Source organism: Pseudomonas sp. HD57-3, from assembly GCF_056113135.1.
This window is the reverse complement of record NZ_CM148568.1, coordinates 5,841,819-5,867,801: the sequence shown is the minus strand read 5'-3', so window position 1 is coordinate 5,867,801 and position 25,983 is coordinate 5,841,819. Positions and strand designations below refer to the sequence as shown.

25 protein-coding genes are annotated in these 25,983 nt (G+C 62.1%); 15 read left to right on the top strand and 10 right to left on the bottom strand.

The genetic code is table 11. The features are described from left to right. Positions 1-88: 88 nt before the first annotated feature. Positions 89-1,192: an ATP-binding protein gene (locus AC0R79_RS26630; protein WP_474732402.1), complete on the top strand. Its 1,104-nt coding sequence runs from the start codon at positions 89-91 to the stop codon at positions 1,190-1,192. Between the two features lie 92 nt (positions 1,193-1,284). Here the strand turns inward: AC0R79_RS26630 and AC0R79_RS26625 are convergent, their stop codons facing one another. Beyond that, positions 1,285-2,199, bottom strand: a complete 915-nt coding sequence (locus AC0R79_RS26625; RefSeq protein ID WP_007958716.1) for a LysR family transcriptional regulator — start codon at positions 2,197-2,199, stop codon at positions 1,285-1,287. Between the two features lie 238 nt (positions 2,200-2,437). On the opposite strand from AC0R79_RS26625, the gene AC0R79_RS26620 reads away from it, so the two are divergent. From AC0R79_RS26620 to AC0R79_RS26600, 5 genes are all read left to right on the top strand, one after another. Further along, entirely contained in the window at positions 2,438-3,931 is a 1,494-nt protein-coding gene (locus AC0R79_RS26620; RefSeq protein WP_474732399.1) for an aldehyde dehydrogenase, read from the top strand. Between the two features lie 32 nt (positions 3,932-3,963). Next, positions 3,964-5,334: an aspartate aminotransferase family protein gene (locus tag AC0R79_RS26615; RefSeq protein ID WP_474732397.1), complete on the top strand. Its 1,371-nt coding sequence runs from the start codon at positions 3,964-3,966 to the stop codon at positions 5,332-5,334. A 392-nt stretch (positions 5,335-5,726) separates the two neighbouring features. Continuing rightward, complete coding sequence (locus tag AC0R79_RS26610) at positions 5,727-6,704, top strand: ABC transporter substrate-binding protein (RefSeq protein ID WP_474732394.1); 978 nt, start codon at positions 5,727-5,729, stop codon at positions 6,702-6,704. A gap of 10 nt (positions 6,705-6,714) precedes the next feature. Continuing rightward, entirely contained in the window at positions 6,715-7,518 is an 804-nt protein-coding gene (locus tag AC0R79_RS26605) for an ABC transporter permease (protein ID WP_007958721.1), read from the top strand. Then, on the top strand, positions 7,506-8,342 hold the full coding sequence (locus tag AC0R79_RS26600) for an ABC transporter ATP-binding protein (protein WP_474732391.1): 837 nt from the start codon (positions 7,506-7,508) through the stop codon (positions 8,340-8,342). Before AC0R79_RS26605 ends, AC0R79_RS26600 begins: the two co-directional genes overlap by 13 nt. Before the next feature lie 113 nt (positions 8,343-8,455). Here AC0R79_RS26600 and AC0R79_RS26595 read toward each other — a convergent pair whose 3' ends face one another. After that, positions 8,456-9,532, bottom strand: coding sequence for an endonuclease/exonuclease/phosphatase family protein (locus tag AC0R79_RS26595; RefSeq protein WP_474732389.1), 1,077 nt, complete (start codon positions 9,530-9,532; stop codon positions 8,456-8,458). Positions 9,533-9,606: 74 nt separating this feature from the next. After that, on the bottom strand, positions 9,607-10,281 hold the full coding sequence (locus tag AC0R79_RS26590; RefSeq protein WP_218189661.1) for a YciC family protein: 675 nt from the start codon (positions 10,279-10,281) through the stop codon (positions 9,607-9,609). A 178-nt stretch (positions 10,282-10,459) separates the two neighbouring features. Between AC0R79_RS26590 and AC0R79_RS26585 the strand changes: the two genes are divergently transcribed. The 3 genes from AC0R79_RS26585 (at position 10,460) to AC0R79_RS26575 (ending at position 12,481) form a co-directional block, all read left to right on the top strand. Next, the gene (locus AC0R79_RS26585) at positions 10,460-11,218 is read left to right on the top strand and encodes a DUF2076 domain-containing protein (RefSeq protein ID WP_273904922.1); all 759 of its coding nucleotides are present in this window, start codon (positions 10,460-10,462) and stop codon (positions 11,216-11,218) included. Between the two features lie 137 nt (positions 11,219-11,355). After that, positions 11,356-11,835: an NYN domain-containing protein gene (locus tag AC0R79_RS26580; protein ID WP_007958730.1), complete on the top strand. Its 480-nt coding sequence runs from the start codon at positions 11,356-11,358 to the stop codon at positions 11,833-11,835. A gap of 40 nt (positions 11,836-11,875) precedes the next feature. After that, positions 11,876-12,481, top strand: a complete 606-nt coding sequence (locus AC0R79_RS26575; RefSeq protein ID WP_179693646.1) for a 3'-5' exonuclease — start codon at positions 11,876-11,878, stop codon at positions 12,479-12,481. 143 nt (positions 12,482-12,624) lie between these two features. On the opposite strand, the gene AC0R79_RS26570 is transcribed toward AC0R79_RS26575, so the two are convergent. After that, positions 12,625-13,080, bottom strand: a complete 456-nt coding sequence (locus AC0R79_RS26570) for an Lrp/AsnC family transcriptional regulator (protein WP_119430106.1) — start codon at positions 13,078-13,080, stop codon at positions 12,625-12,627. Between the two features lie 163 nt (positions 13,081-13,243). On the opposite strand from AC0R79_RS26570, the gene yedA reads away from it, so the two are divergent. Both yedA and AC0R79_RS26560 read left to right on the top strand, forming a co-directional pair. Further along, complete coding sequence (gene yedA / locus AC0R79_RS26565) at positions 13,244-14,194, top strand: drug/metabolite exporter YedA (protein WP_127800056.1); 951 nt, start codon at positions 13,244-13,246, stop codon at positions 14,192-14,194. Positions 14,195-14,259: 65 nt separating this feature from the next. Continuing rightward, entirely contained in the window at positions 14,260-15,600 is a 1,341-nt protein-coding gene (locus AC0R79_RS26560) for an RNA helicase RhlE1 (RefSeq protein ID WP_007958742.1), read from the top strand. Positions 15,601-15,638: 38 nt separating this feature from the next. On the opposite strand, the gene AC0R79_RS26555 is transcribed toward AC0R79_RS26560, so the two are convergent. After that, on the bottom strand, positions 15,639-16,880 hold the full coding sequence (locus tag AC0R79_RS26555; protein WP_474732383.1) for a TIGR03862 family flavoprotein: 1,242 nt from the start codon (positions 16,878-16,880) through the stop codon (positions 15,639-15,641). Positions 16,881-17,174: 294 nt separating this feature from the next. After that, positions 17,175-18,095, bottom strand: coding sequence for a histone deacetylase family protein (locus AC0R79_RS26550; RefSeq protein WP_007958746.1), 921 nt, complete (start codon positions 18,093-18,095; stop codon positions 17,175-17,177). Positions 18,096-18,177: 82 nt separating this feature from the next. Between AC0R79_RS26550 and AC0R79_RS26545 the strand changes: the two genes are divergently transcribed. The 3 genes from AC0R79_RS26545 to AC0R79_RS26535 all read left to right on the top strand — a co-directional run bounded on the left by AC0R79_RS26545 (position 18,178) and on the right by AC0R79_RS26535 (position 20,316). Then, entirely contained in the window at positions 18,178-18,747 is a 570-nt protein-coding gene (locus tag AC0R79_RS26545; RefSeq protein ID WP_085608734.1) for a GNAT family N-acetyltransferase, read from the top strand. A 109-nt stretch (positions 18,748-18,856) separates the two neighbouring features. After that, positions 18,857-19,726, top strand: coding sequence for an acyl-CoA thioesterase II (gene tesB / locus AC0R79_RS26540; protein WP_007958750.1), 870 nt, complete (start codon positions 18,857-18,859; stop codon positions 19,724-19,726). Beyond that, positions 19,723-20,316: an HAD family hydrolase gene (locus AC0R79_RS26535; protein WP_127800052.1), complete on the top strand. Its 594-nt coding sequence runs from the start codon at positions 19,723-19,725 to the stop codon at positions 20,314-20,316. Before tesB ends, AC0R79_RS26535 begins: the two co-directional genes overlap by 4 nt. A 28-nt stretch (positions 20,317-20,344) precedes the next feature. Here the strand turns inward: AC0R79_RS26535 and AC0R79_RS26530 are convergent, their stop codons facing one another. The 4 genes from AC0R79_RS26530 to AC0R79_RS26515 all read right to left on the bottom strand — a co-directional run bounded on the left by AC0R79_RS26530 (position 20,345) and on the right by AC0R79_RS26515 (position 24,944). Continuing rightward, positions 20,345-21,298 (bottom strand): alpha/beta fold hydrolase, encoded by a 954-nt coding sequence (locus AC0R79_RS26530; protein WP_085747679.1) that lies wholly within the window; start codon positions 21,296-21,298, stop codon positions 20,345-20,347. Continuing rightward, a complete protein-coding gene (ypfJ, locus tag AC0R79_RS26525) occupies positions 21,299-22,186 on the bottom strand; it encodes a KPN_02809 family neutral zinc metallopeptidase (RefSeq protein WP_039771788.1) in 888 nt (295 codons plus the stop codon). A gap of 204 nt (positions 22,187-22,390) precedes the next feature. Then, positions 22,391-23,224 (bottom strand): aldo/keto reductase, encoded by an 834-nt coding sequence (locus tag AC0R79_RS26520; protein WP_474732376.1) that lies wholly within the window; start codon positions 23,222-23,224, stop codon positions 22,391-22,393. Continuing rightward, the gene (locus tag AC0R79_RS26515; protein WP_474732374.1) at positions 23,208-24,944 is read right to left on the bottom strand and encodes an FAD-dependent oxidoreductase; all 1,737 of its coding nucleotides are present in this window, start codon (positions 24,942-24,944) and stop codon (positions 23,208-23,210) included. The genes AC0R79_RS26520 and AC0R79_RS26515 overlap by 17 nt, the downstream gene beginning before the upstream one ends. A gap of 177 nt (positions 24,945-25,121) precedes the next feature. Between AC0R79_RS26515 and AC0R79_RS26510 the strand changes: the two genes are divergently transcribed. Next, entirely contained in the window at positions 25,122-25,898 is a 777-nt protein-coding gene (locus AC0R79_RS26510) for an IclR family transcriptional regulator (protein ID WP_474732372.1), read from the top strand. Positions 25,899-25,983 lie beyond the last annotated feature (85 nt).

Sequence of the window (25,983 nt, the reverse complement as noted above, 5' to 3'; positions counted from 1 at the left end):
TTTTTTTATTCATAAATTATGAATTTTGACATAAAGGCTCATAAAGCCCCCGGAAACCACGGACTCGCTGCTCTTCCCTCGCACAAACTTGGCTGAAGGAAGCCTGGTCACTTTCGAGTCACGCCTGCAAAACGCCGCGACGATATTCGCGCCTCGGCGCAAGGGAAAAACCACCTTTCTGATCAACGACCTGATCCCGATTGCCAAGGAGCACGGCTTTATTGTTGCAACAGCAGACCTGTGGTTTGACAAGGCGCATCCTGAGCGGGTGATCGCGGGTGCGTTGTATGAGGCCATCCACGGTGCAGGTTTTTTGCGACGCAACTGGCTGAAGCTCATGCGACCGGGTTCTCTGGTTCAGTCGGTGGAGGCCGGCGCCAGTACCGACGGCGTAACAGTGAAGGCCGAGCTGGCGAAGGAAGGCGGACTGAACCTGATCGAGCTCTTCGAGCGCTTCCGGATACTCGGTAACGGCAAGGCGCTGCTGATCATCGACGAGGTCCAGCATCTGGCGAGCCGGAAGGAATTCGAAGACTTGACTGCTACGCTCCGTTCGCTACTGCAGCACGCGCACGGTGAAGTCTTTGCAGTGTTTACAGGGTCCTCCCAGGATGGTCTGCATCGAATGTTTCGTCGTACCAAAGCACCGTTCTATCAGTTCAGCCACGAGATCCAGTTTCCTAATCTTGGCCTGGAATTTGTCCAGCATCTGGGTCAGAGGTTTCAGGAAATCACCGGCAGGGAGTGGGAGGTAAACGCCGCTTTCGAGCGTTTTGCTGCCCGGGGATACATGCCCAAGTACATTCGCGATGTATTTCTGCTGTGTCTGACTGAGGGGCTCAGCGTGCGAGATGCAGACCATCGAGCCTGGAGCACCATGACGGACGAAGGCAACTTCGAGAACCTGATTCTGGAGATGGCTCCTCTGGATTTCACCGTACTTATCGGGCTGGTGAGGGGCCTTCCCATTTTTTCTACCGAAGGACGCGAGTGGATTGGCAGCGAGATGCCCGGTGGCCACGTGCCCAGCGCGGCGACGGTTCAGACTGCCTTGAAGCGCCTGCAACGCCGGGACCTGGTCGGCAACCTCGGGCATGGTGAGTGGGCGATTGAAGACATTGCCATGGAAGGTTACTTGCGTCGGAATTTCGTTGAAATTGACCCTCAACTCGGCACGGATAACGATCAATAGGTTTTTTTGGGGACTGGCATCGGCTTTCCGGCGAAAGCCTGAGGTTTATAAATCTGGGTATCAAAAGATCGCAGCCTGCGATCTTTTGATTTTCATCGGCTGGCCTTGGCCGTCAACTGCTCCCGACAATAATCGGCAAACAACTGCGCCGGTTTGGTCAGTTGCCCGCGCTTGAGCCACGCGGCTACCAGGCCTGAGCCGGTGACGTCTTCGACGATGTCCACGCACACGACTTTCTTGCCGTCGTAGGTGCATTCCGAATGCGGGCGGGTGACCAGGATCGAGAAGCCGAAACCCTGGCCGACCATGCCGCGCACCATTTCGATCGACGGCGAGCTGAATTCGATGCGCGGCGACAGCCCGAGTTCTTCGAACAGGCTGACGAAGTAGGTGCGGCTCGGTTGTACGTCGAGCAGGATCATCGGTTCCAGGCACAAGTCCCGCAGTGAAACTTGCTTGAGCTGGGCGAAGCGGTGATCTGCCGGGAGCAGGGCGTAAGGCCGTTGGGCCGGCATCAGAGGTTCGGTTTCGATGGTGGCGTCGAGGTCGTGCTTGTACAGGATCGCCAGATCGAAGGTGCCTGAGGTCAGGCCCTGCACCAGTTCCTGTTGTTCGCCGTCGCGGATGCGGATCTTCACCCCCGGATACAGCGCCGAGAAACCTGCGATCAACTGCGGCAAATACAGCGGCGCCACCGTTTCAAAACAGCCGATATCGATCTGCCCGGCCACCACGTCGTTGTCGGCGAGGGCGTTCTGTTCGAACTCCTTGGCCATGCGCAGCAGTTCCTGGGCCTTGCGGAAGAACCGCGCGCCGCTCGGCGTCAGCGACACGCCCTGAGCGTGATGGCGGATCAGCAGTTGCACGCCGAAGCTGTCTTCCAGCCCCTTGATCGCCGTGGAAATCGCCGGTTGTGCGATGTACAGCTTGCGCGACGCTTCGGCGACGCTGCCGCATTCGACGGTGGTGATGAAGTATTTCAACTGACGCAGGTTGTAAGCGGCCACGGTGAACCTCAAAGCGAACGGATTCCACATCCAAGCAATTTGTAAGCCGCCGGCCTCCGTTCTGTCGGCGGTTTTTTTGTCCCTGAACAATAGCCCCATACGCGCGCGAAGGGGTCATCGGCTGGTTACCTTTTTTATTGTCTGCGAAGACATTTTTACTGGTTTTAGCCCGCACGGGCCTGAGCGACTATCACTGCGCACTGTTCTCAAAAGAATAAAAGTCCAAGGAGCAACCACCGTGTTCGAGCTTGCAGACTGGCAGCGCAAGGCCGCTGAATTGAGCTATCCGTACCAGGCCGTGATCGACGGCAAACTGCGTGCGGCGCAGTCGGGGCAGACCTTAGCCGCGATCAACCCGGCCACCGGCCAGCTGCTGGCCAACGTCGCCGCGTGCGGTGAAGAAGATGTCGACGCGGCGGTGAAAAATGCGCGGCAGGTGTTCGAAACCGGCACCTGGGCCGGGCGTTCACCGACCGAGCGCAAGCAAGTGCTGCTGCGGCTGGCGGATCTGATTCTGGCCAATCGCGAAGAGCTGGCGCTGCTCGATTCGCTGAACATGGGCAAACCGGTGATGGACGCTTACAACATCGACGTGCCGGGCGCCGCCGGGGTGTTTCGCTGGTACGCCGAAAGCCTCGACAAACTCTACGATCAGGTCGCGCCAAGCGCCTCGAATGTGCTGGCGACCATCACCCGCGAAGCGCTGGGCGTGGTCGCTGCGGTGGTGCCTTGGAATTTCCCGTTGGACATGGCCGCGTGGAAACTCGCGCCGGCGCTGGCGGCGGGCAACTCGGTGATCCTCAAACCCGCCGAGCAATCACCATTCTCTGCATTGCGCCTGGCCGAGCTGGCGCTGGAAGCCGGGCTGCCGGCCGGTGTGTTGAACGTGCTGCCGGGGCTCGGCGAACAGACCGGCAAAGCCTTGGGCTTGCACCCGGATGTCGATTGCCTGGTGTTCACCGGCTCGACTCAGGTCGGCAAATATTTCATGCAGTACTCCGCGCAGTCGAACCTCAAGCAGGTGTGGCTGGAGTGCGGCGGCAAGAGCGCCAATCTGGTGTTCGCCGACTGCAAGGATCTGGATCTGGCGGCGCAGAAAGCCGCGTTCGGGATCTTCTTCAATCAGGGCGAAGTCTGCTCGGCCAACTCGCGATTGCTGGTGGAACGCTCGATTCATGATCAGTTCGTCGAGCGCCTGAAGGCTCAAGCCGAACGCTGGCAGCCGGGCGATCCGCTGGACCCGGCGAGTGCGGCGGGGGCGATTGTCGACACCCGTCAGACCGAAAGCATTCTGCGCTTCATCAACCAGGCCGAACGCGAAGGCGCGACCCGCGTCTGTGGCGGCCGTCAATTGAGTTTCAACGGCTCGGACAACTTCATTCAGCCAACGATTTTCACCGACGTGCAGCCGCACATGAGCCTGTTTCGCGAAGAAGTCTTCGGCCCGGTGCTGGCGGTGATTCCGTTCGATGACGAGGCCCACGCCTTGCAACTGGCCAACGACAGCGTCTACGGTCTGGCGGCCTCGCTGTGGACCGATGATCTGCACCGCGCGCATCGGGTGGCGCGGCAATTGCGAGCCGGTACGGTGTCGGTCAACAGCGTCGATGCGCTGGACGTGACCGTGCCGTTCGGCGGTGGCAAGCAATCGGGTTTCGGCCGCGATCTGTCGCTGCACTCGTTCGACAAATACACCCAGTTGAAAACCACCTGGTTTCAACTGCGCTCATGACAGCCGCTCACAACAAGAAAGGAGATCCGGCGATGACCACCTCACGTGAAACCCGCGACTACCAGGCCGCCGATGCAGCGCACCACATTCATGCGTTCGTCGACCAGAAGGCCCTCAACGACGAAGGCCCACGGGTGATGGTGCGCGGTGACCGCCTGCACCTGTGGGACAACGACGGTCGACGCTACCTCGACGGCATGTCCGGGCTGTGGTGCACCAACCTCGGTTACGGGCGCAAGGATCTGAACGCGGCGGCGAGCCGGCAACTGGAACAGTTGCCGTACTACAACATGTTTTTCCACACCACCCACCCGCAGGTGATCGAGCTCTCCGAGCTGCTGTTCAGCCTGCTGCCGGGGCACTACAGCCACGCCATCTACACCAACTCCGGCTCCGAGGCCAACGAGGTGCTGATCCGTACCGTGCGCCGTTACTGGCAGGTGCTGGGCAAGCCCGAGAAGAAAATCATGATCGGCCGCTGGAACGGCTATCACGGTTCGACCCTGGCGGCGACGGCCCTCGGCGGCATGAAATTCATGCACGAAATGGGCGGGATGATTCCCGACATCGCGCACATCGACGAGCCGTACTTCTTCGCCCACGAAGGCAATCTGACCCCGGCTGAATTCGGTCTGCGGGCGGCGCAGCAACTGGAAGCGAAGATCCTCGAACTGGGCGCGGACAAGGTCGCCGGATTTATCGCCGAGCCGTTCCAGGGCGCGGGCGGGATGATCTTCCCGCCGGAAAGCTACTGGCCGGAAATCCAGCGCATCTGCCGTAAATACGACGTGCTGTTGTGCGCCGATGAAGTGATCGGCGGCTTCGGTCGTACCGGCGAATGGTTCGCTCACGAATACTTCGGTTTCGAGCCGGACACCCTGTCCATCGCCAAGGGCCTGACCTCCGGTTATATCCCGATGGGCGGCCTGATCCTGTCGAAGAAAATGGCCGACGTGCTGGTGGAGCAGGGCGGTGTGTTCGCCCACGGTCTGACCTATTCCGGCCACCCGGTGGCAGCGGCGGTGGCGATTGCCAACCTCAAGGCATTGCGCGATGAAGGCGTGGTGACGCGGGTCAAGGATGACATCGGCCCGTACCTGCAACAGTGCCTGCGCGAGGTGTTTGGCAATCACCCGCTGGTGGGCGATATCCAGGGCACGGGCATGGTTGCGGCGTTGCAACTGGCGGAAGAGAAGGCCACGCGCAAGCGCTTTGCCAATGAGAACGACATCGCCTGGCGCTGCCGCACGATTGGTTTTGAAGAGGGGGTGATTATTCGCTCGACCTTGGGGCGGATGATCATGGCGCCGGCGTTGATTGCCAGTCGTGAAGAGATTGATGAGTTGGTGGGCAAGACGTTGAAAGCGCTGGATCGTACGGCGCAGGAATACGGCCGCCTCTGATCCCTCCCCATCACTGATGATCGTTCCCACGCTCTGCGTGGGAATGCCTCAAGGGACGCTCCGCGTTCCAGCTCTCGAATGGGACGCAGAGCGTCCCGGGCTGCATTCCCACGCGGAGCGTGGGAACGATCTCCGCCAGACTTTTTCCCAATCTGCACCCACCTCGGGCGCCCCCGCCCGACGCGCCCTTTCGCGGTGCGCACTACCCAGTTTTTTCATCGTTCGCGTCTAACTATTTCCTCGTTTTCCTGACGCCGAGCCTGGGTCAACATCGATTTCGCCAGCCAAGGCATTGTCCGCCAGAGTCCAGCAGAGACCGCAGCGTGCAATGGCGACACCACGGCTGGCCGTACTGCCCATGACAACTAAATCAACAGCGTTGGGAGTGCTCCATGAACAAGTCCTTGTTTACCCGTCTTGCATGTCCTCTGGCGATTTCCGCCCTTTCCATCACCGTCGCCCAGGCCGGCACCTTGTCGATCGGCCACACCACGTGGGTCGGTTACGGCACCCTGTATCTGGCCCAGGATCTGGGCTACTTCAAGGAAAACGGCCTGACCGTCGAATTGCCGGTGGTCGAAGAAGCGTCGATGTACATGGCCGCCCAGGCGTCCGGGCAATTGTCGGGCTCGGCCTCGACCATCGACGAAGTGCTCAAGTACCGCCCGCAGTTCTGCTTCAAGGCCGTGGCCGCGCTGGATGACAGCCATGGCGGCGACGGCGTGCTGGTCGGCAAAAACGTGAAGAGCCTGCAGGAACTCAAGGGCCAGGCCGTGGCCGTCAACGAAGGGTCGACCTCGCAGTTCTGGCTGTCGTACCTGCTGAAAAAGAACGGCATGAGCATGAGCGACATCACCGTGCAGAACATGACCGCCGACGATGCCGCCACCGCGTTCATCGCCGGTCGCGTGCCGGCCGCCGTGACCTGGGAGCCGCATCTGTCGATGGTGCGCGACAAGCAGCAGGGCAAGGTGCTGATCGACAGCAGCAGTACGCCGGGGGTGATCGTCGATGTGGTGGCGCTCAACTGCACGGTGATCGAGAAGCAGCCGGAAGACGTCAAGGCGCTGGTCGCCGGCCTCTACAAAGCGGTGCAGTACACCAAGGACCATCCACAGAAAGCCTACGAAATCATGGCCAAGGGCGTCGGCGGTTACCTGTCCGATCCGAAGGAACTGGCCGCCGCCGCGCAAGGCGTGCGCTTTTACGATCAGGCCATGAGCGAAAAACTCCTTGGCTCGCCGGGCAAGCCGGGTGACAGCGCACCGCTGATCAAACTGGCCAACGAAACCGCCAGCGAATTGCAGGGCAAGCCCTACAACGTCAGCAACGACGATCTGGTGGATAACCGCTTCGTCAGCCCGCTCTAGGAGACTGGTCATGTTCAAGCGCAATTCATGGCTGAGCCGCTGCATCACGCCGAAGACCGGATTGCCGGTGCCGGTGGTGTGGAGCGCCAGCGGTCTGGCCTGGGTGTTGCTGGTCGGTCTGTGGGCCGGGTTGTCCTACGGCGGCATCGTGCCGGGGATGTTCCTGCCCACGCCCGGCGCGGTGGTTGAAGCCGCCGTGCGCCTGAGTCGCGACGGCACCCTCGGCCAGCATGTCTGGGCCAGTGTCGAAGTGGTGATGGTCGGTTTCATTGTGTCGTCGCTGGTGGCGGTGCCGCTGGGCTTGCTGATGGGCAGCTTCCGCATCGTCCAGGCGTTCCTCGAACCGCTGGTGAATTTCATCCGCTACCTGCCGGTGACCTCGTTCGTGCCGCTGTTCATCCTGTGGATCGGCATCGGTCTGGAGCAGCGGGTTTCAGTGATCATTTTCGGCGTGTTCTTCCAGCAACTGGTGATGATCGCGGATGTGTCGAAAGGCATTTCCAAGGACTTGATCAACGCCTCCTACACCCTCGGCTCCAACCGGCGTGACGCGGTGCTGCACGTGATCGCCCCGGCGTCGTTGCCCGGTGTGCTCGACACCTTGCGGGTGACCATGGGTTGGGCCTGGACCTATCTGGTGGTCGCCGAACTGGTCGCCGCGTCCAGTGGCCTCGGTTACTTGAGCCTCAAGGCCATGCGCGGCTTTCAGGTCGATGTGATTTTTCTCGCCATCGCGATCATCGGCCTGCTCGGCCTGGTCACCGATCAACTGTTCCGCTTCTTGCGTTTGAGGATTGCCGCATGGGCTCAGTAACCGCTGCCAACCGTCGTTTCATCGAGCCGGTCGCTGCACCGGCACACGCCGCGCCAAGGTTGCAGGTGGACAAGGTCAGCCTGCGCTACACCAAACCCGGTGGCGGTACGTTCACCGCGCTGGAAGAAGTGTCGTTCGAAGTGCCGGATCAGCAGTTCGCGGTGCTGGTCGGGCCGTCGGGCTGCGGCAAGTCGAGCCTGCTGTACCTCACCGCCGGCCTGGCCGAGCCTACCTCTGGCGAGATCTATGTCGGCGGTCAGCAAGTGCAAGGTCCCGGCGCGGATCGCGGAATGGTGTTCCAGAGCTACACGCTGTTCCCGTGGCTGACCGTGCGGCAGAACGTCGAGTTCGGCCTCAAGCGTAGAGGCATGCCGGCGGCCAAGCGCAAGGAGATTGTCGATCACTATGTGCACGAAGTCGGCTTGTCAGGATTTGCCGACAACTACGCCAAGCAGTTGTCCGGCGGCATGATGCAGCGGGTGGCGATTGCCCGTGCGCTCGCCAACGACCCGCAGATCCTGCTGATGGACGAACCCTTCGGCGCCCTCGACAGCCAGACCCGTCTACAAATGCAGCAGCTGTTATTGCGGGTGTGGGGCAACAGCAAGAAAACCGTGCTGTTCGTCACCCACGATATCGACGAAGCGATCCTGCTCGGCGACCGGGTGTATGTGATGGGCGCCAGGCCTGGGCGGATCAAGCAGATTCTGGATGTGCCGATCGAGCGCCCACGCACGCTGGACATGGTGATGGAGCGCTCGTTCATCGACATGAAACGCGAAATTTTCGGCTTGCTACACGACGATCTTGAAGAGTCTCACTGAGACCACCGTCGAACGTGTGGGAGCGAGCCTGCTCGCGATAACGGTGTGTCAGGCAACAAATCGTCAACTGACCGATCGCCATCGCGAGCAGGCTCGCTCCCACAGGGGCGCAGTCAGTTGGGTGGCAGGAGGAACTTCGCAATCACCGGCAGATGATCGGAAATGCGCAACGTATCGTCCTGCCGTACCGTGGCTTCGACCCGTTTGATCTTCGGGCTGTAGAACAGGTAATCGACCGTGCGGTCCGGGCCGTTGAGGCCGGGGTCGTTGGGGTAGTGGGTCAGCCACTTGGCGCGGTCGATGCCGCTGGCTTCGTTGTTGGTCGGGATCATCGGGTATTTGTCCCACAGCACATGCAGCGCACTGTCGGCGGAGTACGGCGTGCGTTGCTCGGTGGGCAGGCGCCGGTACTGGCCGAGCGGCAGCAAGTTGAAGTCACCCCCGATGAGCCACGGCGTGCCGTGGCTTTCGTGTTTGTCGAGGACCTTGGCCACCGCTGTCACCTGCGCCTGTAAGGTTTCGTCCGGTTGGGTGGCGCGATCCAGATGGGTGTTAAACACCACCAGTTGCCCGCCATCACTGAGCGGCAGGGTGGTGGCGAGCAGGGCGTTTTTCGGCTGGAACTGACGGCTGATGATGTTCGACGGCTGCACCGGCAATTGCAGGCGCTCGGCGTGTTCGATGCGGTAGCGGCTGAGGGTCGCCAGTTGCCGGCCGACGCTGCCGAAGATGTGCGGATCCGGGACGAAATCGGCCTTCCAGTCGAAGGCGTGGGCGCTGCACGGGTAGAGGTCGGTCAGGCGTTCCTGCAACAGCTTGAGCTGGTTCTGATAGTCGCTGGCCTTGGCGCCGTCATCCAGTTCCTGCAACAGCACCACGTCGGGCTGCTCGTCGCGGATCACCCGTGCCACTTCATCGAGGCTGAATGCCATGTCTTCCGGGGTCGGGGCTTCGTCGTCGCCTTGCGCCAGGTCGTTCCAGAACACGTAACGCTTGCCGGCCAGGTATTGCACGTTCCAGGTCATGACTTTCAGAGCCTGGCCGGGGACCAGCATCGGCGGTTGCCCGGTGCAACTGACCGGCAGGGTTTCCCGGGCGTCGGGGCGCCAGGTCAGGCTGTAGATCAGCGTGCCGATCAGGGCGAGGGCGAGCAGTACGGGCAACAGGATGTAGCGCAGTAGACGGGTCATGGCTCGGCTTATAGCGATACGGAAGTGGTCCCGAGCATACCCGAGACCCATCCATCAGCCCAAGCGCGGCGCAGTCAGACTATTCCGTCACGTTTGTCGGGCAATTCGCTAATCAACATGAACAGGCGGAACAGCACCACGCTGGTGAACAGCTGCAGGAAGCTGTGGCCACTGTCGATCAGCACCGCGATCAACGGATTCTGCGGGTCGGGATAGACCTGCAGGGTCAGGCCTTTGAGTAGCCACAACGGCCCCATCACACACAGGATGCACACCAGAATCCGCAGAAAATGCCCACGGCTCAGGCGCAGGCTTTCCTTCATGGCCTGCAACGGGCCGTAACCGCGCAGCACCAGCAGGTATTCGCCGAAGGCCAGAGTGACCATCAGCCACAGCCCCGGCAGGAAATACAGCGACAGCCCGAGCAGGATCAACAGCGTGTTCAGCGCAGTCAGCAGGGCAAAGCGCGGCCACAGGCGAGCGGCCATCGCCAGCAGATCGCGGGTTTGCGGGGATTCGCCACGGGTGCGGGCATCGAGAAACAGAATCAGCGCGGCGGTGTACAGCGGATAGACCAGCAGGCCGACGATCACGCTGATGGCCGAGTAACCGTCCGGGTCGCTGGCATGGTCGACTACCTGTTGCAGCACGGCTTCGACAATCACCAGCGGCAGGCACAACTGGACGATCCGGCCAAGATTGCGTTTGAAAAAATACAGGGAGTCGCGCAGCACATCGAAGGCATTCATCAGTCGGTATCGCAGGTCAAAAACAGTGGCCCACTTTAACCGATGATCCGTTTCGCTGCGCAAACGTAAACGTTCGGTAAAGGTCATTGAAACATTCTGTTGCTGCCTCCATTACAGAGGTGCGCCTCCTCCGACGTGGAGGAGGGCAACGTTATCCCCGGCAATCTACGAGGTCGCCATGAACAGCGAAGAACAAACCCTGATCGATGGACTGTTTTCCCGGCTGCAACAGGCCGAAACGGAGGCAGCCCCGCGCGACGCACTGGCTGAAGCGCGGATCAAGGAACACCTGACGCGCCAGCCGGCCGCAGGTTATTTCATGACCCAGGCGATTCTGGTGCAGGAGGCTGCCCTCAAAAGCCTCGACGAACAGAACAAACAACTGACTCAACAGGTCAAGCAATTGCAGGCCGAACTGCAATCGGCCAAGGCGCAGAGCGCGCCGCCGGCCTCCAGCGGCGGTGGCTTCCTGTCGAGCATCTTCGGTGGCAGCAGCCCGCGCCCGGCACCGACCCAGAGCGCCCCGGCCTCCACTGGCGGCTGGCGTGAACCGGCACCGCAGCAGAACTTCGGTGCCCCGGCGCCGCAACAGAACTTCGGCGCACCACCACCGGGTTATGGCCAGCAACAAGCGGCCCCGGCAGCCGGCAGCAGCTTCCTCGGCGGCGCCCTGAAAACTGCCGCCGGTGTGGCGGGTGGCGTGATGCTGGCGCAAGGCATCAGCAGCCTGTTCCATCACAACCAGCAGCCGGAAGAAATCGTCGAAGTCATCAAGGAAGAGCCAGCTCAGGTCAACGACCAGAGCAACAACGGCTGGGGCGATGACCAGCGCATGGCCAACAACGACTCCTACGGTAATGATCAGGGCGGCTTTGCCGACACTGACTACAGCGATGACAACTCATCGTTCTTCGATGACGACGATTCCTTCGTCTGATTCACCATTCGTCCGGGGCGCCTGATCGCCCCGGGCCGATTATTCGCGGAACCTTCCTTCGGGCTGGCATACTGAGCGCCTTTTTCGGGCCTGGTGCCTGATCCGGCTCATGCGCGTCAGCGCTCACAGGAACTCCGGTGAAAAAAATCGCAGTGTTCGCCGATGTGCAGAACCTCTACTACACCGTGCGTCAGGCCTATGGTTGCCACTTCAACTACGCGGCGCTGTGGGCGGATGTCAGCCAGCACGGGCAGATCGTCGAGGCCTACGCCTATGCGATCGACCGGGGCGACAGCAAACAGCAGCAGTTCCAGCAGATCCTGCGCAACCTCGGTTTCACCGTGAAACTCAAACCCTACATCCAGCGCAGCGACGGTTCGGCCAAGGGCGACTGGGACGTGGGCATCACCCTCGACATCATGGACGCCGCCGACCACGTCGACGAAATCGTCCTGGCCTCCGGTGACGGCGATTTCGACATGCTGCTCGAACGCATCATCAACAAACACGGCGTGCAAGCGGTGGCCTACGGCGTTCCCGGCCTGACCGCCAACTCGCTGATCCGCGCCGCCAGCCGTTACGTGCCGATCGAAGGCGCACTGCTGTTGAAAAACTGAGCGTTGCTCAAGAATTGATTTGTACGGAGTTGAACCCGGTTTGGAACGCATTGCAGTCATCGACTTTGAAACCACCGGCATCTCGCCGAGCAGCAGCTGCCGGGCCACGGAAATCGCCGTGGTCATGCTGGAAAACGGCCGCATCGTCGAGCGTTACCAGAGCCTGATGAACGCCGGCGTCCGCGTCCCGGCCTTCATCGAACAACTCACCGGCATCAGCAACGCCATGCTGCGCACCGCGCCGTCGGCCGAACAGGTGATGAACGAAGTCAACGAATTCGTCGGCTGCACGCCCCTGCTGGCGCACAACGCTGCGTTCGACCAGAAGTTCTGGGACTTCGAACTGGGCCGGATCAAACGCACCCGTTTGCAGAACTTTGCCTGCTCGCTGCTACTCGCCCGCCGTTTGATGCCGGCGGCGCCGAACCACAAGCTCGGCACGCTCACCACGTTTGCCCAGTTGCCGCATACCGGCCAGGCGCACAGGGCGATGGCGGATGCGGAGATGGCGGCGAACCTGATGGCGCATTTGGCGGATGAGCTGCGGCGCAAGCATGGGGTGCGGGAGCTATCGCATGACCTGCTGTGCAAATTGCAGAAAGTCCCGGCCGCTAAAGTTGGGGAGCATCTTCAGCGCTATCGCTGAATACGCGTGAATGATCGTTCCCACGCTCCGCGTGGGAATGCCTCAAGGGACGCTCCGCGTTCCAGCGCTCGAATGGGACGCAGAGCGTCCCGGGCTGCATTCCCACGCAAAGCGTGGGAACGAGCGGCAGTAGGTGTTTTGCCTCAGGGTTTACCGTTGCCTTCGATGTGGCCGAGCGGCACCCGCTTCTCTATCGCACTCGACAACACGATCGACGTCTTGCTGAACCCGAATTTCGCCACCCGGTTTATCAGCTCTTCCAGCTCGGTCATCGAACCCACCGCGGCCTTCATGATCACGCACGGATCGCCCGTCACTCGAAAGCACTCGGTCAGTTGCGGAATTTTCACCAGTTCGTCGTAGACCTTTTGACTGCCGTTCTGGTGGAGGCGCAATTCGATCACGCACTGGATCGGCAAGCCGATTTTCGACAGGTCGATGTTCGCCTGATACCCGGTGATTACTCCGGCCGCCTCAAGTTTGGCCACGCGCTCGGCGACGGCGGGGGCGGAGAGGTTCACTTTGCGGGCGAGGTCGGCGTAGGACGCGCGACCGTTTTCGAGCAGGGCACTGAGCAGCATGCGGTCGTATTTGTCCAAGGTCGGACTCCTGAAAATGCCAGACTTTCGAAATCGCGGTTCATGCCGTCGATCTCCGTGTTTTCGAAAGTGTACCGGCGCTATAAACAGGTTTTGTAACTTATTTTTAGCGGTTGGCCTTTCTAGAATAATCAATCCCCTGAGTCTGACTTTCGAGCTGCCCATGTCTGCCTTGCGCCGTTTTTCCTTGCCGTTGATCGCTGCGTTTTTTGCGTTGTACGTGATTTGGGGATCGACCTATCTGGTGATCCGCATCGGCGTCGAATACTGGCCGCCGCTGATGCTCGGCGGCGTGCGCTTCGTGATTGCCGGCACCCTTATGTACGCCTTCCTGCGCTGGCGCGGGGCACCGGCGCCGACCTGGGCGCAGTGGAAAGCGGCGGGGATCATCGGGATTCTGTTGCTCAGTTTCGGCAACGGCGCGGTGACCCTGGCCGAGCACAGCGGCGTGGCCTCGGGTGTCGCTGCGCTGGCGGTGGCAACGGTGCCGCTGTTTACTTTGCTCTGCGGTTATTTCTGGGGTGCGCGCAACACCCGTCTGGAATGGGCCGGGGTGGCGATGGGGATTATCGGCATCGCGATGCTCAACATGGGCTCCAACCTGCAATCGAGCCCGCTGGGCGCGGCGCTGCTGATTTTCGCGGCGGCGAGCTGGGCATTCGGTTCGGTGTGGAGCAAGCACCTGCCGCTGCCTCAAGGCGCAATGGCCAGTGCCGTGGAAATGCTGGTGGGCGGCGTGGTGCTGTTGATCGGCAGCGCGGCCAGCGGTGAACACCTGCAGGCCATGCCGCCGCTGGAAGGCTGGCTGGCGCTGGCGTATCTGATCTTCTTCGGCTCGATCATCGCCTTCAACGCTTACATGTATCTGTTGAAAAACGTTCGTCCGGCGGCGGCCACCAGCTATGCCTACGTCAACCCGGCGGTGGCGGTGTTGCTGGGGATCGTGTTTGTCGGCGAGACCATCGGGATCGAAGAGGCGCTGGCGATGCTGGTGATCATTGGCGCGGTGGTGCTGATCGGTCTGCCGCAGTGGCGCCGTCCACGGCAGCTGCCGGTGGTCAGCGAGCCGGCTGCCCCAACGACGGCCATAGCGACGGAGCAGCGTGGGAATTAGGGTAAACTGCGCGTCATCGCATACTTGTTTTGCACAACCGCTCTGATTTTTCCTACGGTACTCCCATGACTTTCGCCACCCTTGGCCTGATCGAACCCTTGCTGCGCTCCCTCGAGAAGCTCGGCTACCAGACCCCGACGCCGGTGCAGGCGCAAGCCATTCCGGCCGTGCTGGCCGGTCGCGACCTGATGGCCGCGGCCCAGACCGGCACCGGCAAGACCGCCGGTTTCGCCTTGCCGCTGCTGCAACTGCTGGCGATGGAAGGGCCGAAAGTCACCGCCAACTCGGTGCGTGCGCTGATCCTGGTGCCGACCCGCGAGCTGGCCGAACAAGTCCACGAAGCCGTGCGCCAGTACGCCGAAAACCTGCCATTGCGCACTTACGCGGTGTACGGCGGCGTCAGCATCAACCCGCAAATGATGAAGCTGCGCGGCGGCGTCGATCTGTTGGTCGCTACCCCGGGCCGTCTGCTCGACCTGTTCCGCCAGAACGCGCTGAAGTTCAATCAGCTGCAAACCCTGGTGCTGGACGAAGCCGACCGCATGCTCGACCTGGGCTTTTCCGAAGAGCTGGCGAACATTTACCGCGCGCTGCCGAAGAAACGTCAGACGCTGCTGTTCTCCGCGACCTTCTCCGATGACATCCGCCTGCTGGCCGGGCAGATGCTCAACGATCCGCAGAGCATCGAAGTCAGCCCGCGCAACGTGGCCGCCAACACCGTCAAGCAGTGGGTGGTGACGGTGGACAAGAAGCGCAAGCCGGAACTGTTCGTGCACCTGATGCGCAAGAACAAGTGGAAGCAGGTGCTGGTGTTCGCCAAGACCCGTAATGGTGTGGATGCGCTGGTCGAGAAACTTCAGGGCCTGGGCGTGAACGCCGACGGCATCCACGGCGACAAGCCGCAAGCGACCCGGCAGCGGGCGCTGGATCGGTTCAAGCTGAGCGAAGTGCAGATTCTGGTGGCCACCGACGTGGCGGCCCGTGGTCTGGATATCGAAGACCTGCCATTGGTGGTCAATTTCGATCTGCCGATCGTGGCCGAGGATTACATTCACCGTATCGGCCGCACTGGCCGCGCGGGTTCGACCGGTGAGGCGATCTCGCTGGTTTGTGCTGATGAAGTGAACATGTTGTCTGCGATTGAAATGCTGACCCGCAGCACGTTGAAGCGTGAGGTTGAGCCGGACTTCGTGCCGGAGCACCGCGTGCCGGACACCGATGCCAGTGGTCAGGTGATCAAGAAGCCGAAGAAACCGAAGAAGCCCAAGGCTTCCGGTGGTGGTGGCGGCAAACGCAATCTGGGCAAGTGGGTGGACAGCGGCGAGACTCAGGCGCCGGAGCCTTCGATCAAGCCTGTTCGTAAAGTGCCGGTGTTTAATACCGGGCCGCGTAAGCGTAAGCCTTAAGCGTCAGACAGGGTCGTTCCCGCGCAATGCGGGAACGATCAGTCGCGCTGCTTCAACCAATCCAGCATTCCAGCTCCGGCCGCCCGGCCACTGGCAAAACACGCTGTCAGCAGATACCCGCCCGTCGGCGCTTCCCAATCCAGCATTTCCCCCGCACAAAACACCCCCGGCAACGCCTTGAGCATCATCCGCTCATCCATCGCCTCGAACGTCACCCCGCCGGCACTACTGATCGCCTCGTCTAGCGGACGGGTTTTCACCAGCGTCAGCGGCAAAGCCTTGATCGCTCTGGCCAACAACGCCGGATCAGCAAACGTCGCAGCATCAGTGAGCTCTCGCAACAGCGCCGCTTTCACCCCGTCAATCCCGACCTGACTGTGCAGGTGCTTGGCCATCGAGCGCGAACCCCGTGGTTTGCTCAACGCCGTCTGCAATTTATCCACAGGTCGGCCGGGCAGCAGGTCGATGTGAATAGTCGCCGCACCGTGCACATTGATCGCCTCACGAATCGGCGCCGACAGCGCGTAAATCAAACTGCCCTCGATGCCGGTTGCGGTAATCACGCATTCACCCAAACGCGGAACATCGTCGTTCAAACCGATGGCGATATTTTTCAGCGGCGCGCCGGCGAATTTGCTGACCATCAATTCGCTCCAGGCCTGCACCTCGAAGCCGCAATTGCTCGGCTGCAACGGCGCCAGTCCTACACCGCGTTGTTCCAGCGGCAGCATCCACGCGCCGTCGGAACCCAGCCGCGACCAGCTGCCGCCGCCGAGGGCGAGCAGGGTGGCGTCGGGGTTGAGGGTTTTCTCGCCGTCCGGGCTGTCGATGCGCAGCGCGCCGCTTTCATCCCAGCCGAGCCAGCGGTGGCGGGTGTGGATAACCACGCCGCTGTCACGCAAGCGCTTGAGCCAGGCGCGCAGCAATGGCGCGGCTTTCATGTCGGTGGGGAACACCCGGCCGGAGCTGCCGATGAAGGTTTCGATGCCCAGTTCGTGAATCCAGCGGCACAGGGCGTCGGCGTCGAACGCGCGCAGCAGCGGGGCGATGTTCGGGGCGCGTTCGGCGTAGCGCGAGAGGAAGGCCGGGTAGGCTTCGGAATGAGTGATGTTCATGCCGCCGACCCCGGCCAGCAGGAACTTGCGGCCCACCGAAGGCATGCCGTCGTATAGATCGACGCGGACTCCGGCCTGGCTCAGCACTTCGGCGGCCATCAGGCCGGCGGGGCCACCGCCGATGATGGCGACGTGAGCGGGAGAGGTGGCGTGAATCTGGGTCATGGCGTGCGCTGCGGTCTGACGAAATATGGCGCGCATTCTAACAGCGCAGAAACCGGGTGGGAGCGAGCTTGCTCGCGAAAGCGGTGAGTCATTCAGTTAAATGTTGAATGTACTGACGCCATCGTCGGATCGCCGCCCGGACCAAGCTCGCTCCCACAGGGATTTGTGATGATCGAAAGGTCTGATCAAAAAACAACCAGTGCGCTGCAAGCCATGTTCAGCGTGGGCTGTAGTCCCTTTCGCTCAGGTTATCCACAGGCCGTTCCACAGCCATTGTGGGTAACGCAGCACAACTCAATGACAACCCGATGACTGCCAGACGCGCTGCGCACTGTGATGCAGGATGCCGTGACGGCGGGCGAGGGCGTGGCGATCCTTGCTGTAACCGCCGCCGATCACCCCGACTACCGGGATGTCACGGCCCAGGCAATGGCGCATTACGCTTTCATCGCGGGCGGCGACGCCTTCGTCGGTCAATTGCAGATAACCGAGGGCGTCGTCCTTGTGCACGTCGACGCCGGCGTCGTACAGCACCAGGTCCGGCTGATACAGCGGCAGCAGATAGTTGAGCGCGTCATCGACGACTTTCAGGTAATCGGCGTCGCCCATGCCGTTGGGCAGCGGAATGTCCCAGTCGCTTTCGGCCTTGCGTGCAGGAAAGTTCTTTTCGCAGTGCAGGGAAACGGTGATCGCTTCCGGGGTGTTGTGCAGAATCCGTGCAGTGCCGTCGCCCTGATGCACGTCGCAGTCGAAGATCAGCACCCGGTTCACCCGGCCGCTTTGCAGCAGGTAGTGGCTGATGATCGCCAGGTCATTGAAGATGCAGAACCCGGCGGGGTAATCGTAGTGGGCGTGATGAGTACCGCCGGCGAGGTGACAGGCCAGGCCATGCTCCAGGGCTTTCTCTGCCGCGAGAATCGAACCGCCAACCGCCCGCACCGTGCGTCGGGCCAGGGCTTCGTTCCACGGCAGGCCGAGGCGCCGCTGGTCTTCGCGGGACAACTCGCCGCTCATGTAGCGTTCGATATAACCGCGGTCATGGGCGAGGGCGAGAATGTCGGCAGGGCACAGTTCAGGGCGCAGCAGGTCTTCGTCGCGGGTCAGGCCGCTGTCCACCAGGTGATCGCGCAGCAGGCGGAACTTGTCCATGGGGAAGCGGTGATCCGCCGGAAATTCCGGGCTGTAGTCTTCGTGGTAGATCAGCGGCAACGGCATGGTGGACTATTCATAAAGGCTGCAGGAAAGAGTGCAAAGCCTAACAGCGATGTAGACTGACGGCATCAAGCGGAGGGGCGGGATGGAACCGATACTGGAGCTGGAAAGCGCAAGGCTGCTGATGCGCCAATGGCAGGACGAGGATTTGCCGGCGTTCGCAGCGATGTGCGCCGATCCGCAGGTGATGCGCTACTTCCCCGCGCCCTTGAGCCGGCTGGAAAGCGCCGCGCTGATCGGCCGGGTGCGCGGGCATTTTGCCGAGCACGGTTACGGCCTATGGGCGCTGGAGCGCAAGGACAGCGGCGAGTTCATCGGTTTTACCGGGCTCGGCGTGGTCGGCTTCGATGCGCCGTTCACGCCGGCGGTGGAAATCGGCTGGCGGCTGGCCAAGGAACACTGGGGCCTCGGTTATGCCAGCGAAGCGGCGTGGACCGCGCTGCGTTGCGGCTTTGACCGGGTGGCGCTGAATGAAGTGGTGTCGTTCACCAGCGAGACCAATCTGCCGTCGCAGAAAGTCATGCAGGCGATCGGCATGCACCACGCCCCGCAGGATGATTTCGACCACCCGCGTCTCGCGGACGGTCACCCGTTACGGCGACATGTGTTGTACCGCATCACGAGGGAGCAGTGGCTGGAAACCTTGCATGGATAAGCAGGCGCGGACGTTTACAATGGCCGGCACCCTGGGGGCGCCGGCCAGAACCTGAATCCCCCGCCGCAGCCAAGATTGCGCGGCATAGCTTTGTGTGAGGAGAGTCTGAATGAGCCAAGTGTTGGAAGATCTGGTGGATCTGCTGACCCTCGAACCGATCGAGGAAAACCTGTTCCGTGGTCGCAGCCAGGATCTGGGCTTTCGCCAGTTGTTCGGCGGCCAGGTACTCGGCCAGTCGCTGTCGGCGGCCAGTCAGACCGTTGAGGAAGCGCGCCATGTGCATTCGATGCACGGTTATTTCCTGCGTCCGGGCGATGCCAAGTTGCCGGTGGTCTACTCGGTTGACCGCGTGCGTGACGGCGGCAGTTTCAGCACCCGCCGCGTGACCGCGATCCAGAAGGGCCACCCGATTTTCACCTGCAGCGCTTCGTTCCAGTACGACGAAGAAGGCTTCGAGCACCAGAGCCAGATGCCGCAAGTGGTCGGCCCGGAAAACCTGCCGTCGGAGTTGGAACTGACTCAGCAACGCGCGCACCTGATCCCGGAACACATGCGTGAAAAGCTGCTGTGCCCGAAGCCGATCGAAGTGCGCCCGGTCACTGAAAAAGACCCGTACAACCCGCAACCGGCGGATCCGGTCAAGTACGTGTGGTTCCGTGCCGACGGCGCTTTGGCCGATATCCCGGCACTGCATAAATACCTGCTGGCCTACGCCTCGGACTTCGGTCTGCTGACCACTTCGATGCTGCCCCACGGCAAATCGGTCTGGCAGAAAGACATGCAGGTCGCCAGCCTCGACCACGCGCTGTGGTTCCACAATGATCTGCGTGCCGATGACTGGTTGCTCTACGCCATGGACAGCCCATGGGCCGGCAACTCGCGCGGGTTCTCCCGGGGCAGCGTGTTCAACCGCGCCGGGCAACTGGTGGCGTCTGTTACCCAGGAAGGCCTGATCCGTCATCGCAAGGACTGGGCATGAGTCTGGCGGATGTGCGGCACTGGGTGTTCGACATGGACGGCACCCTGACCGTTGCCGTGCACGACTTCGCGGCGATCCGCGTGGCGCTGTCGATCCCGCCGGAGGACGACATCCTCACCTATCTCGCGGCATTACCCACCGAGGAAGCAGCGGCGAAACATGCGTGGCTGCTGGAGCATGAGCGCGATCTGGCGCTCGGCTCGACCCCGGCGGTCGGCGCTGTGGAGCTGGTGCGCGACCTGCACGCTCGGGGTTATCGCCTGGGTATCCTGACCCGCAATGCGCGGGAACTGGCCCATGTGACGCTGGAGGCCATTGGTCTGGCCGACTGCTTTGCGGTGGAGGATGTGCTGGGCCGCGATGAAGCTGAGCCGAAACCGCATCCCGGCGGCCTGCTGAAACTGGCCGAGGCCTGGCAAGTGCCGGCGAGCGAGATGGTGATGGTCGGTGATTACCGCTTCGACCTCGACTGCGGTCGGGCAGCGGGCACCCACACGGTGCTGGTGAACCTGCCGGATAATCCGTGGCCGGAGTTGACCGACTGGCATGCGAAGGATTGTGTGGAGTTGCGGCGAATGCTGTTCGCCTGAAAAAAACGGGGGCTTCGGCCCCCGTTTTTTATTGCTCGAACAGTGCTTTCTGGCCTTCCGGCGAGGTCAGCATGCCGTCGCCGTTATGCCCGACGCCGGGCACTTCGACCAGCCGTTGATTCACCCCTTCAGGGTGACGACGCAGCAAGTAACCGAAAAACAGCTTCCCGCGCTCCAGTCGATAAGCCCCCTGGGCTTTGGCGGCGCAGCTCTTGTCCAGCGCCGGGTGTTGCGGGTCGGTGTCCTGCTGGCCCAGCAGATAAATCACCTCGCGTTTGACGTAACGGCCTTCAAGCTGCGCGGGCGTTTGCCCACCCGAGTAGATCGGCGGGTCCACCAGGCCGTACTTCCAGCGGTTGAAACCGGGGCACTTGGCATGATCGAAGGCCACCGGACGTTGCTCATTGAAGTACGCGTAGGACGACGGGTTGGCGACTACATAACGCAAGCGAATGCCTTCGGTCTTGAGCGCCGGTTGTTCCTGGGCCAGCAGCGCATAACGCTGCACCACCTGAGCGCCGCCGGAGTGGCCGAAGATCACGATCTGCTTCACGTCCGGAAACTGCTTGCGATCGCTCAGCCTTCCGACGATTTCGTCCAGTGCGGCGTAGGAACTCAGCGGATTCGGCCCTGTGGATAACCCGCCGCCCATCCAGTCGTTGCCTTGCCAGCGCAGCACGCTGGCGGGTAACGAGTAGAGCGACACATCGCTTTCGTTGAGAAACTGCGGGGCGATCACCAGGGTGTTGGCGGTTTGCCCGGCCAGTTCCGCCGCGACTTCGCCGCTTTTGCGATAGGTCTCGGCGTTGCGCAGACGGCCATGAATGACGATCAGCACGCGCTCGATTTTCGCCGGCGCCGGGCCGATGCCCACCGCCATTTCGCCGGCCTGCAATTGCAGGCGCCCGGGACTGATTGCGTCGACGCCGGCCGCTTGGGCGGTGCCGCCGATGAACAGTAAAGCCAACAGCCATTTATGCATTTACAGGTTTTTCGCCGCAAAGGTATCGCACTGGCCGACCTGGCCCTGGGCGAATCCGGTTTTGAACCAGCGCACCCTTTGCGCCGACGTACCGTGAGTAAACGAGTCCGGCACCACACGGCCCTGACCCTGTTGTTGCAGGCGATCATCACCGATGGCGTTCGCTGCGTTCAAGGCTTCTTCGATGTCGCCCGGTTCCAGCCAGTTCAGACGCTTCTGCGCGTTGTAGGCCCAGACCCCGGCCAGACAATCGGCTTGCAGTTCCTGACGCACCAGCAGACCGCCGTCACCTTCCATCTGCCGGCCTTGCTGGCGGGCTGTCTGAATTTTCGCCGAGACGCCGAGAAGCGTCTGCACATGGTGTCCGACTTCGTGAGCGATCACGTAGGCCTGGGCGAAGTCGCCGGCGGCTTTGAAGCGCTGGGCCATTTCCTGGAAGAACGCCATGTCCAGATAGACTTTCTGGTCCGCCGGGCAATAGAACGGGCCGGTGGCCGAGGTCGCCAGACCGCAGGCGGAATTGACCCGGTTGCTGAACAGTACCAGGGTCGGATCCTTATATTGCCGGCCGGCCTGCTGGAAGATTGCGCCCCAGGTGTCTTCGGTGTCGCCGAGGATCGAACGCACGAATTCGGCCTGTTCATCGTTGGCCGGCGGTGCCTGACGGGTTTGCGAAGTGGGGGCCGATTGTTCGGTCATCTGCCCGGTGAGCTGGCCGAGGATCTGCAGCGGGTCCTGGCCGGTGATCCAGCCGATGCCGACGATCAGCAGGATCGCCCCGAGGCTCAGACCCTTGCCGCCGCCGAAGCGCATACCGCCACCACCGCCCATGTCATCGCCACGGGCATCGACGACGTTGTCACTGCGTCGGCCTTTTTTCCATAGCATGTGGGAATCCTCGTCTGTGCAGGTGGAGAGAGTGTGTGGTGATGAGTGTTGCTGGTGTGTGAGTGTGGCGCCAGTCCGGTCGTCCGTCTATTCGCACACACGCACAAAGGCCCGGCCTCGGGGTGACGAGGTCGGGCCTGTTATTGACGAGCGCGAGCGCCGGGAATTCAATCCGCCGGCGGATTTCTTTCGCCGGGTCGGGTATCAGCGGTCGAAGGCATCCCACACCGGCGCGAAGTCCGGGCTGACCTGACGTTCGCGCTTGGACAACGCGGCAATCAGCGCGCGGTCGTCATCGTCCAGTTCGACCTGCAGTGACGCCAGGTTGGCCAGTTGATTGGTCTTGCTGCTGGCCTTGGGAATCGCCGCGACGTTGTCCTGATCCAGCAGCCACTTCAGCGCCACTTGAGTGGGCAGCACGCCGTGTTTTTCGGCGACCTGCTGAATCTGAGGAACGTCCGAGACCTTGTTACGCGCCAGCGGCGTGTAGGCCGTCAGCGCCAGATCGTGTTGACGGGCGTAGTCGAGCAGGGCGTTTTGTCCGAGCAGTACGTGGTACTCGACCTGAATGGCTGACAGAGGAATGGCGTATTCCTCGACGACTTTGCGCAGCAGCGGCAGCGGAAAATTCGCTACGCCGATGTTGCGAGCCAAACCTTGCTCCTTGAACGACGCGAGGGTTTCAAGGGTGCGCGGCAAGTCCCAGTCGGTGGTCGGCCAATGGATCATGAACAGGTCGACGTATTCGCTGCGCAACGCCTTGAGGCTGCGATCCAGCGAGTGACGCATGGCGTCCGGCTGCAACTGGTCCCACCAGACCTTGGTGGTGACGTGGATCTGCTCGCGGGGTGTCGGCGTATTCGCCAGGGCCTGTCCGACTGCGTCTTCGTTGTTGTAGGCCGCTGCCGTGTCGATGTGCCGGTAACCGAGTTCCAGCGCTTGCTCCACGGCACGGGTGCATTCGTCGCCGAGCATCGGCCAGGTGCCGAGGCCGAGTTTTGGCAGGTTCAGTCCTTGTCTGTTAACGATGTGCTGCATGGTCGATCTCCTGTTCGAAAGCCGTGACGCCCGCCATGTGCCGGGCTGCGATGTAACCGAAAGTCAACGCCGGGCCGAGGTTGATCCCGCCCGCCGGATAATGCCCGCCCATGATGCTGGCCATGTCGCCACCGGTGGCGTAGAGCCCGGTGATGGGCCGGTCTTCGGCGTCGAGCACTTGCGCGTGCGGATTGACCTTGAGCCCGGCGAAGGTGCCGAAACAGCCCGGCTGCACCTTCACCGCGTAGAACGGGCCTTGTTCGATAGGCGCCACGCACGGGTTGGGTTGTTGCGCGGGATCGCCCTGTTTGCGGTTGTACGGGGTCGAGCCGCGACCGAACAGCGGGTCTTCGCCGTGCCGGGCATGGTGGTTGTAGTCATGGAGAGTGGCGCATAAACCGTTCGGATCGATGCCGCATGCGGTGGCCAATTCCTCAAGGGTATTACCGGTTTTCAGATAGCCGCTGCGGATAAAACCTGACACCGGCACCGGAAACGGCCGAGACATGCCGAGCCCGTAACGCCGCTGGAACGCGCGGGTGCAGATCAGCCAGGACGCGACCTCTTCACCTTCGGGGGCTGCGGCGACCATGGCGCTGACGTAGTCGTAATAACCGTTGGCTTCGTTGACGAAGCGCTGGCCGTTGCGCAGCACGCCGATGACGCCCGGTTTGCCACGTTCGATGATGTGTGGGAAATGGCCGATGCTGCCGTCGGAATGTGGCACCTGCGAGACCGGCGCCCACGCCACGGGCGAGGCCACTTCGGTGTTGACCCGGGCTCCGACGGTTTCTCCCAATCGCAGGCCGTCGCCATCCACTCCCAAGGGTGGCAGCGCCCAATGTTCATGACCGGTGGGCGTGCGAGGGAACAACGCTTTGCGCCGCTCGATGTCGTTGGCAAATCCGCCAGCGGCGAGCACCACGGCTTTGCGGGCATGGACATTGACCGGGCCTTTTGTGGTGTTCACGCGAGCGCCGGTGATGCGTGAATCGTCGCGCAGCAGTTCGGTCACTGGCGCCGATTCCCACAGCAGTACGCCGAGGTCTTCGGCGGACTTCGCCAGCCGTGCCACCAGCGCCACGCCGTTGACCAGTTGCATCGCCCGGCCGTGCAGCGCCAGGTCCAGCAGGTGGCGGGTGAAACGCCGGGTCACGTGCCAGGCCGCCGACAACGAGCGGGTCAGATTGAGAAACGCCGACAGGTCCGCACCCGCCATGATCGGCATGCCCATGAACGATGTTTCGCGCATCGTTGTACGAAGACGCTTGAGCAGGCGCCCGACCTTTCGCCCGTCATAGGGCGCGGCAATCACCGAGCGTCCGCCGGTGCCCGCGCCCGGTGTTTCACCGTGGATGTCGGCGATGGCGTTGCCGTCGGCGAATTGCAGGGCGGTGTGTTGTTCGAAGAACGCCACCATGCGCGGGCCGGCCTCAAGGAAGGCGTCGATCATGGCCGGGTCGTAGTGCTCGCCGAGTTCGTGGCGCAGATAGGTGCGCGGCAGTTCCACGTCTTCGACGATCCCGGCGCGCCGGGCCAGCGGATTGCACGGCACCCACGCCCAGCCGCCGGACCACGCGGTGGCGCCGCCGAACACCGGATCCTTTTCCACCACGATGACCTTCAAGCCATGCCACGCGGCGGTGACGGCGGCCGACAAACCGGCGGCGCCGGAGCCGACCACCAGAACGTCGCAGTCGATATCGGAAAGGGCAGGCATCAGGAAGGGCTCCAGCAATCAATTGTTTTTAGAATCATGTTCCAGAAAATAACCAGTGCGGGCGAAGCAGATCAACCGACTGGCGCGCAAAGTGGGCGGTTATCGGACGCCGGGTTGCAGATTTCGCATTCCTCGGGATGTCTTCTAGAATCGGCGAAATTTCACCGAGAGCGCACCATGGCCGGCAGTCAAATCGAACGGGTTTTCAGCGTGCTGGAAAGCCTCACCAGTGATCCGCGCGGGCTGCCGATGCAGACCCTGGCCGAGCAACTGGACATTCCGAAGAGCGCGACGCACCGCCTGCTCGCCGAGCTGATCCGCCTGGGTTACGTACGGCAGAATCCGGAGACGTTGCGCTATCACCTGTCGACCAAACTGGTTGCGATGGGCTTTCAGTACCTGTCGAGCAGCGGCGCCGACATCGTGCAGCCGGTGCTCGATCGGCTGGCCCAGGAAACCGGTGAGCTGGTGCGTCTGGGGGTGATCGACGGCGAGCGCCAGACTTGGATTGCCAAGGCCCAGGGCGCCCGCACCGGTCTGCGTTACGACCCGGACATGGGCCGCGATGCGCCGCTGTTCTACACCGCGTCGGGGCATGCGTGGCTGGCGTGCATGAGCGACGCCGAGGCTTTGTCGCTGGTCGAACGCCAGGGCGCGGAGGTGCCGGTGGATATCGGGCCCAACGCGCCGCGCTCCAATATTGAACTGCTCGAACGCCTGCGCGTGGCCCGGGAACAGGGCTATGCCTGTGTGGAAGAAAGTTCGGCGGTCGGCACTTCGGCGATTGCTGCCGTGGTGAAACATCCCGCCGATGGCCGGGTGATCGGCGTGCTCAGCATTGCCGGGCCAAGCGCCCGGATGCCGGGGGCGCGATTGCATGAACTGGCGCCGCTGTTGCTGACGTTTACCGAGGAATTGTCGGCGGCCAGCCTGGCTTCGGAGTTGTTTGTATAAGCAAAGCTGTGCGCTGTTCGCCCACTTTTCAGTCGGACGGGTGTGAGAATCTGGAACCGGGTTCTAAATTGTTGATGGAGTGAGT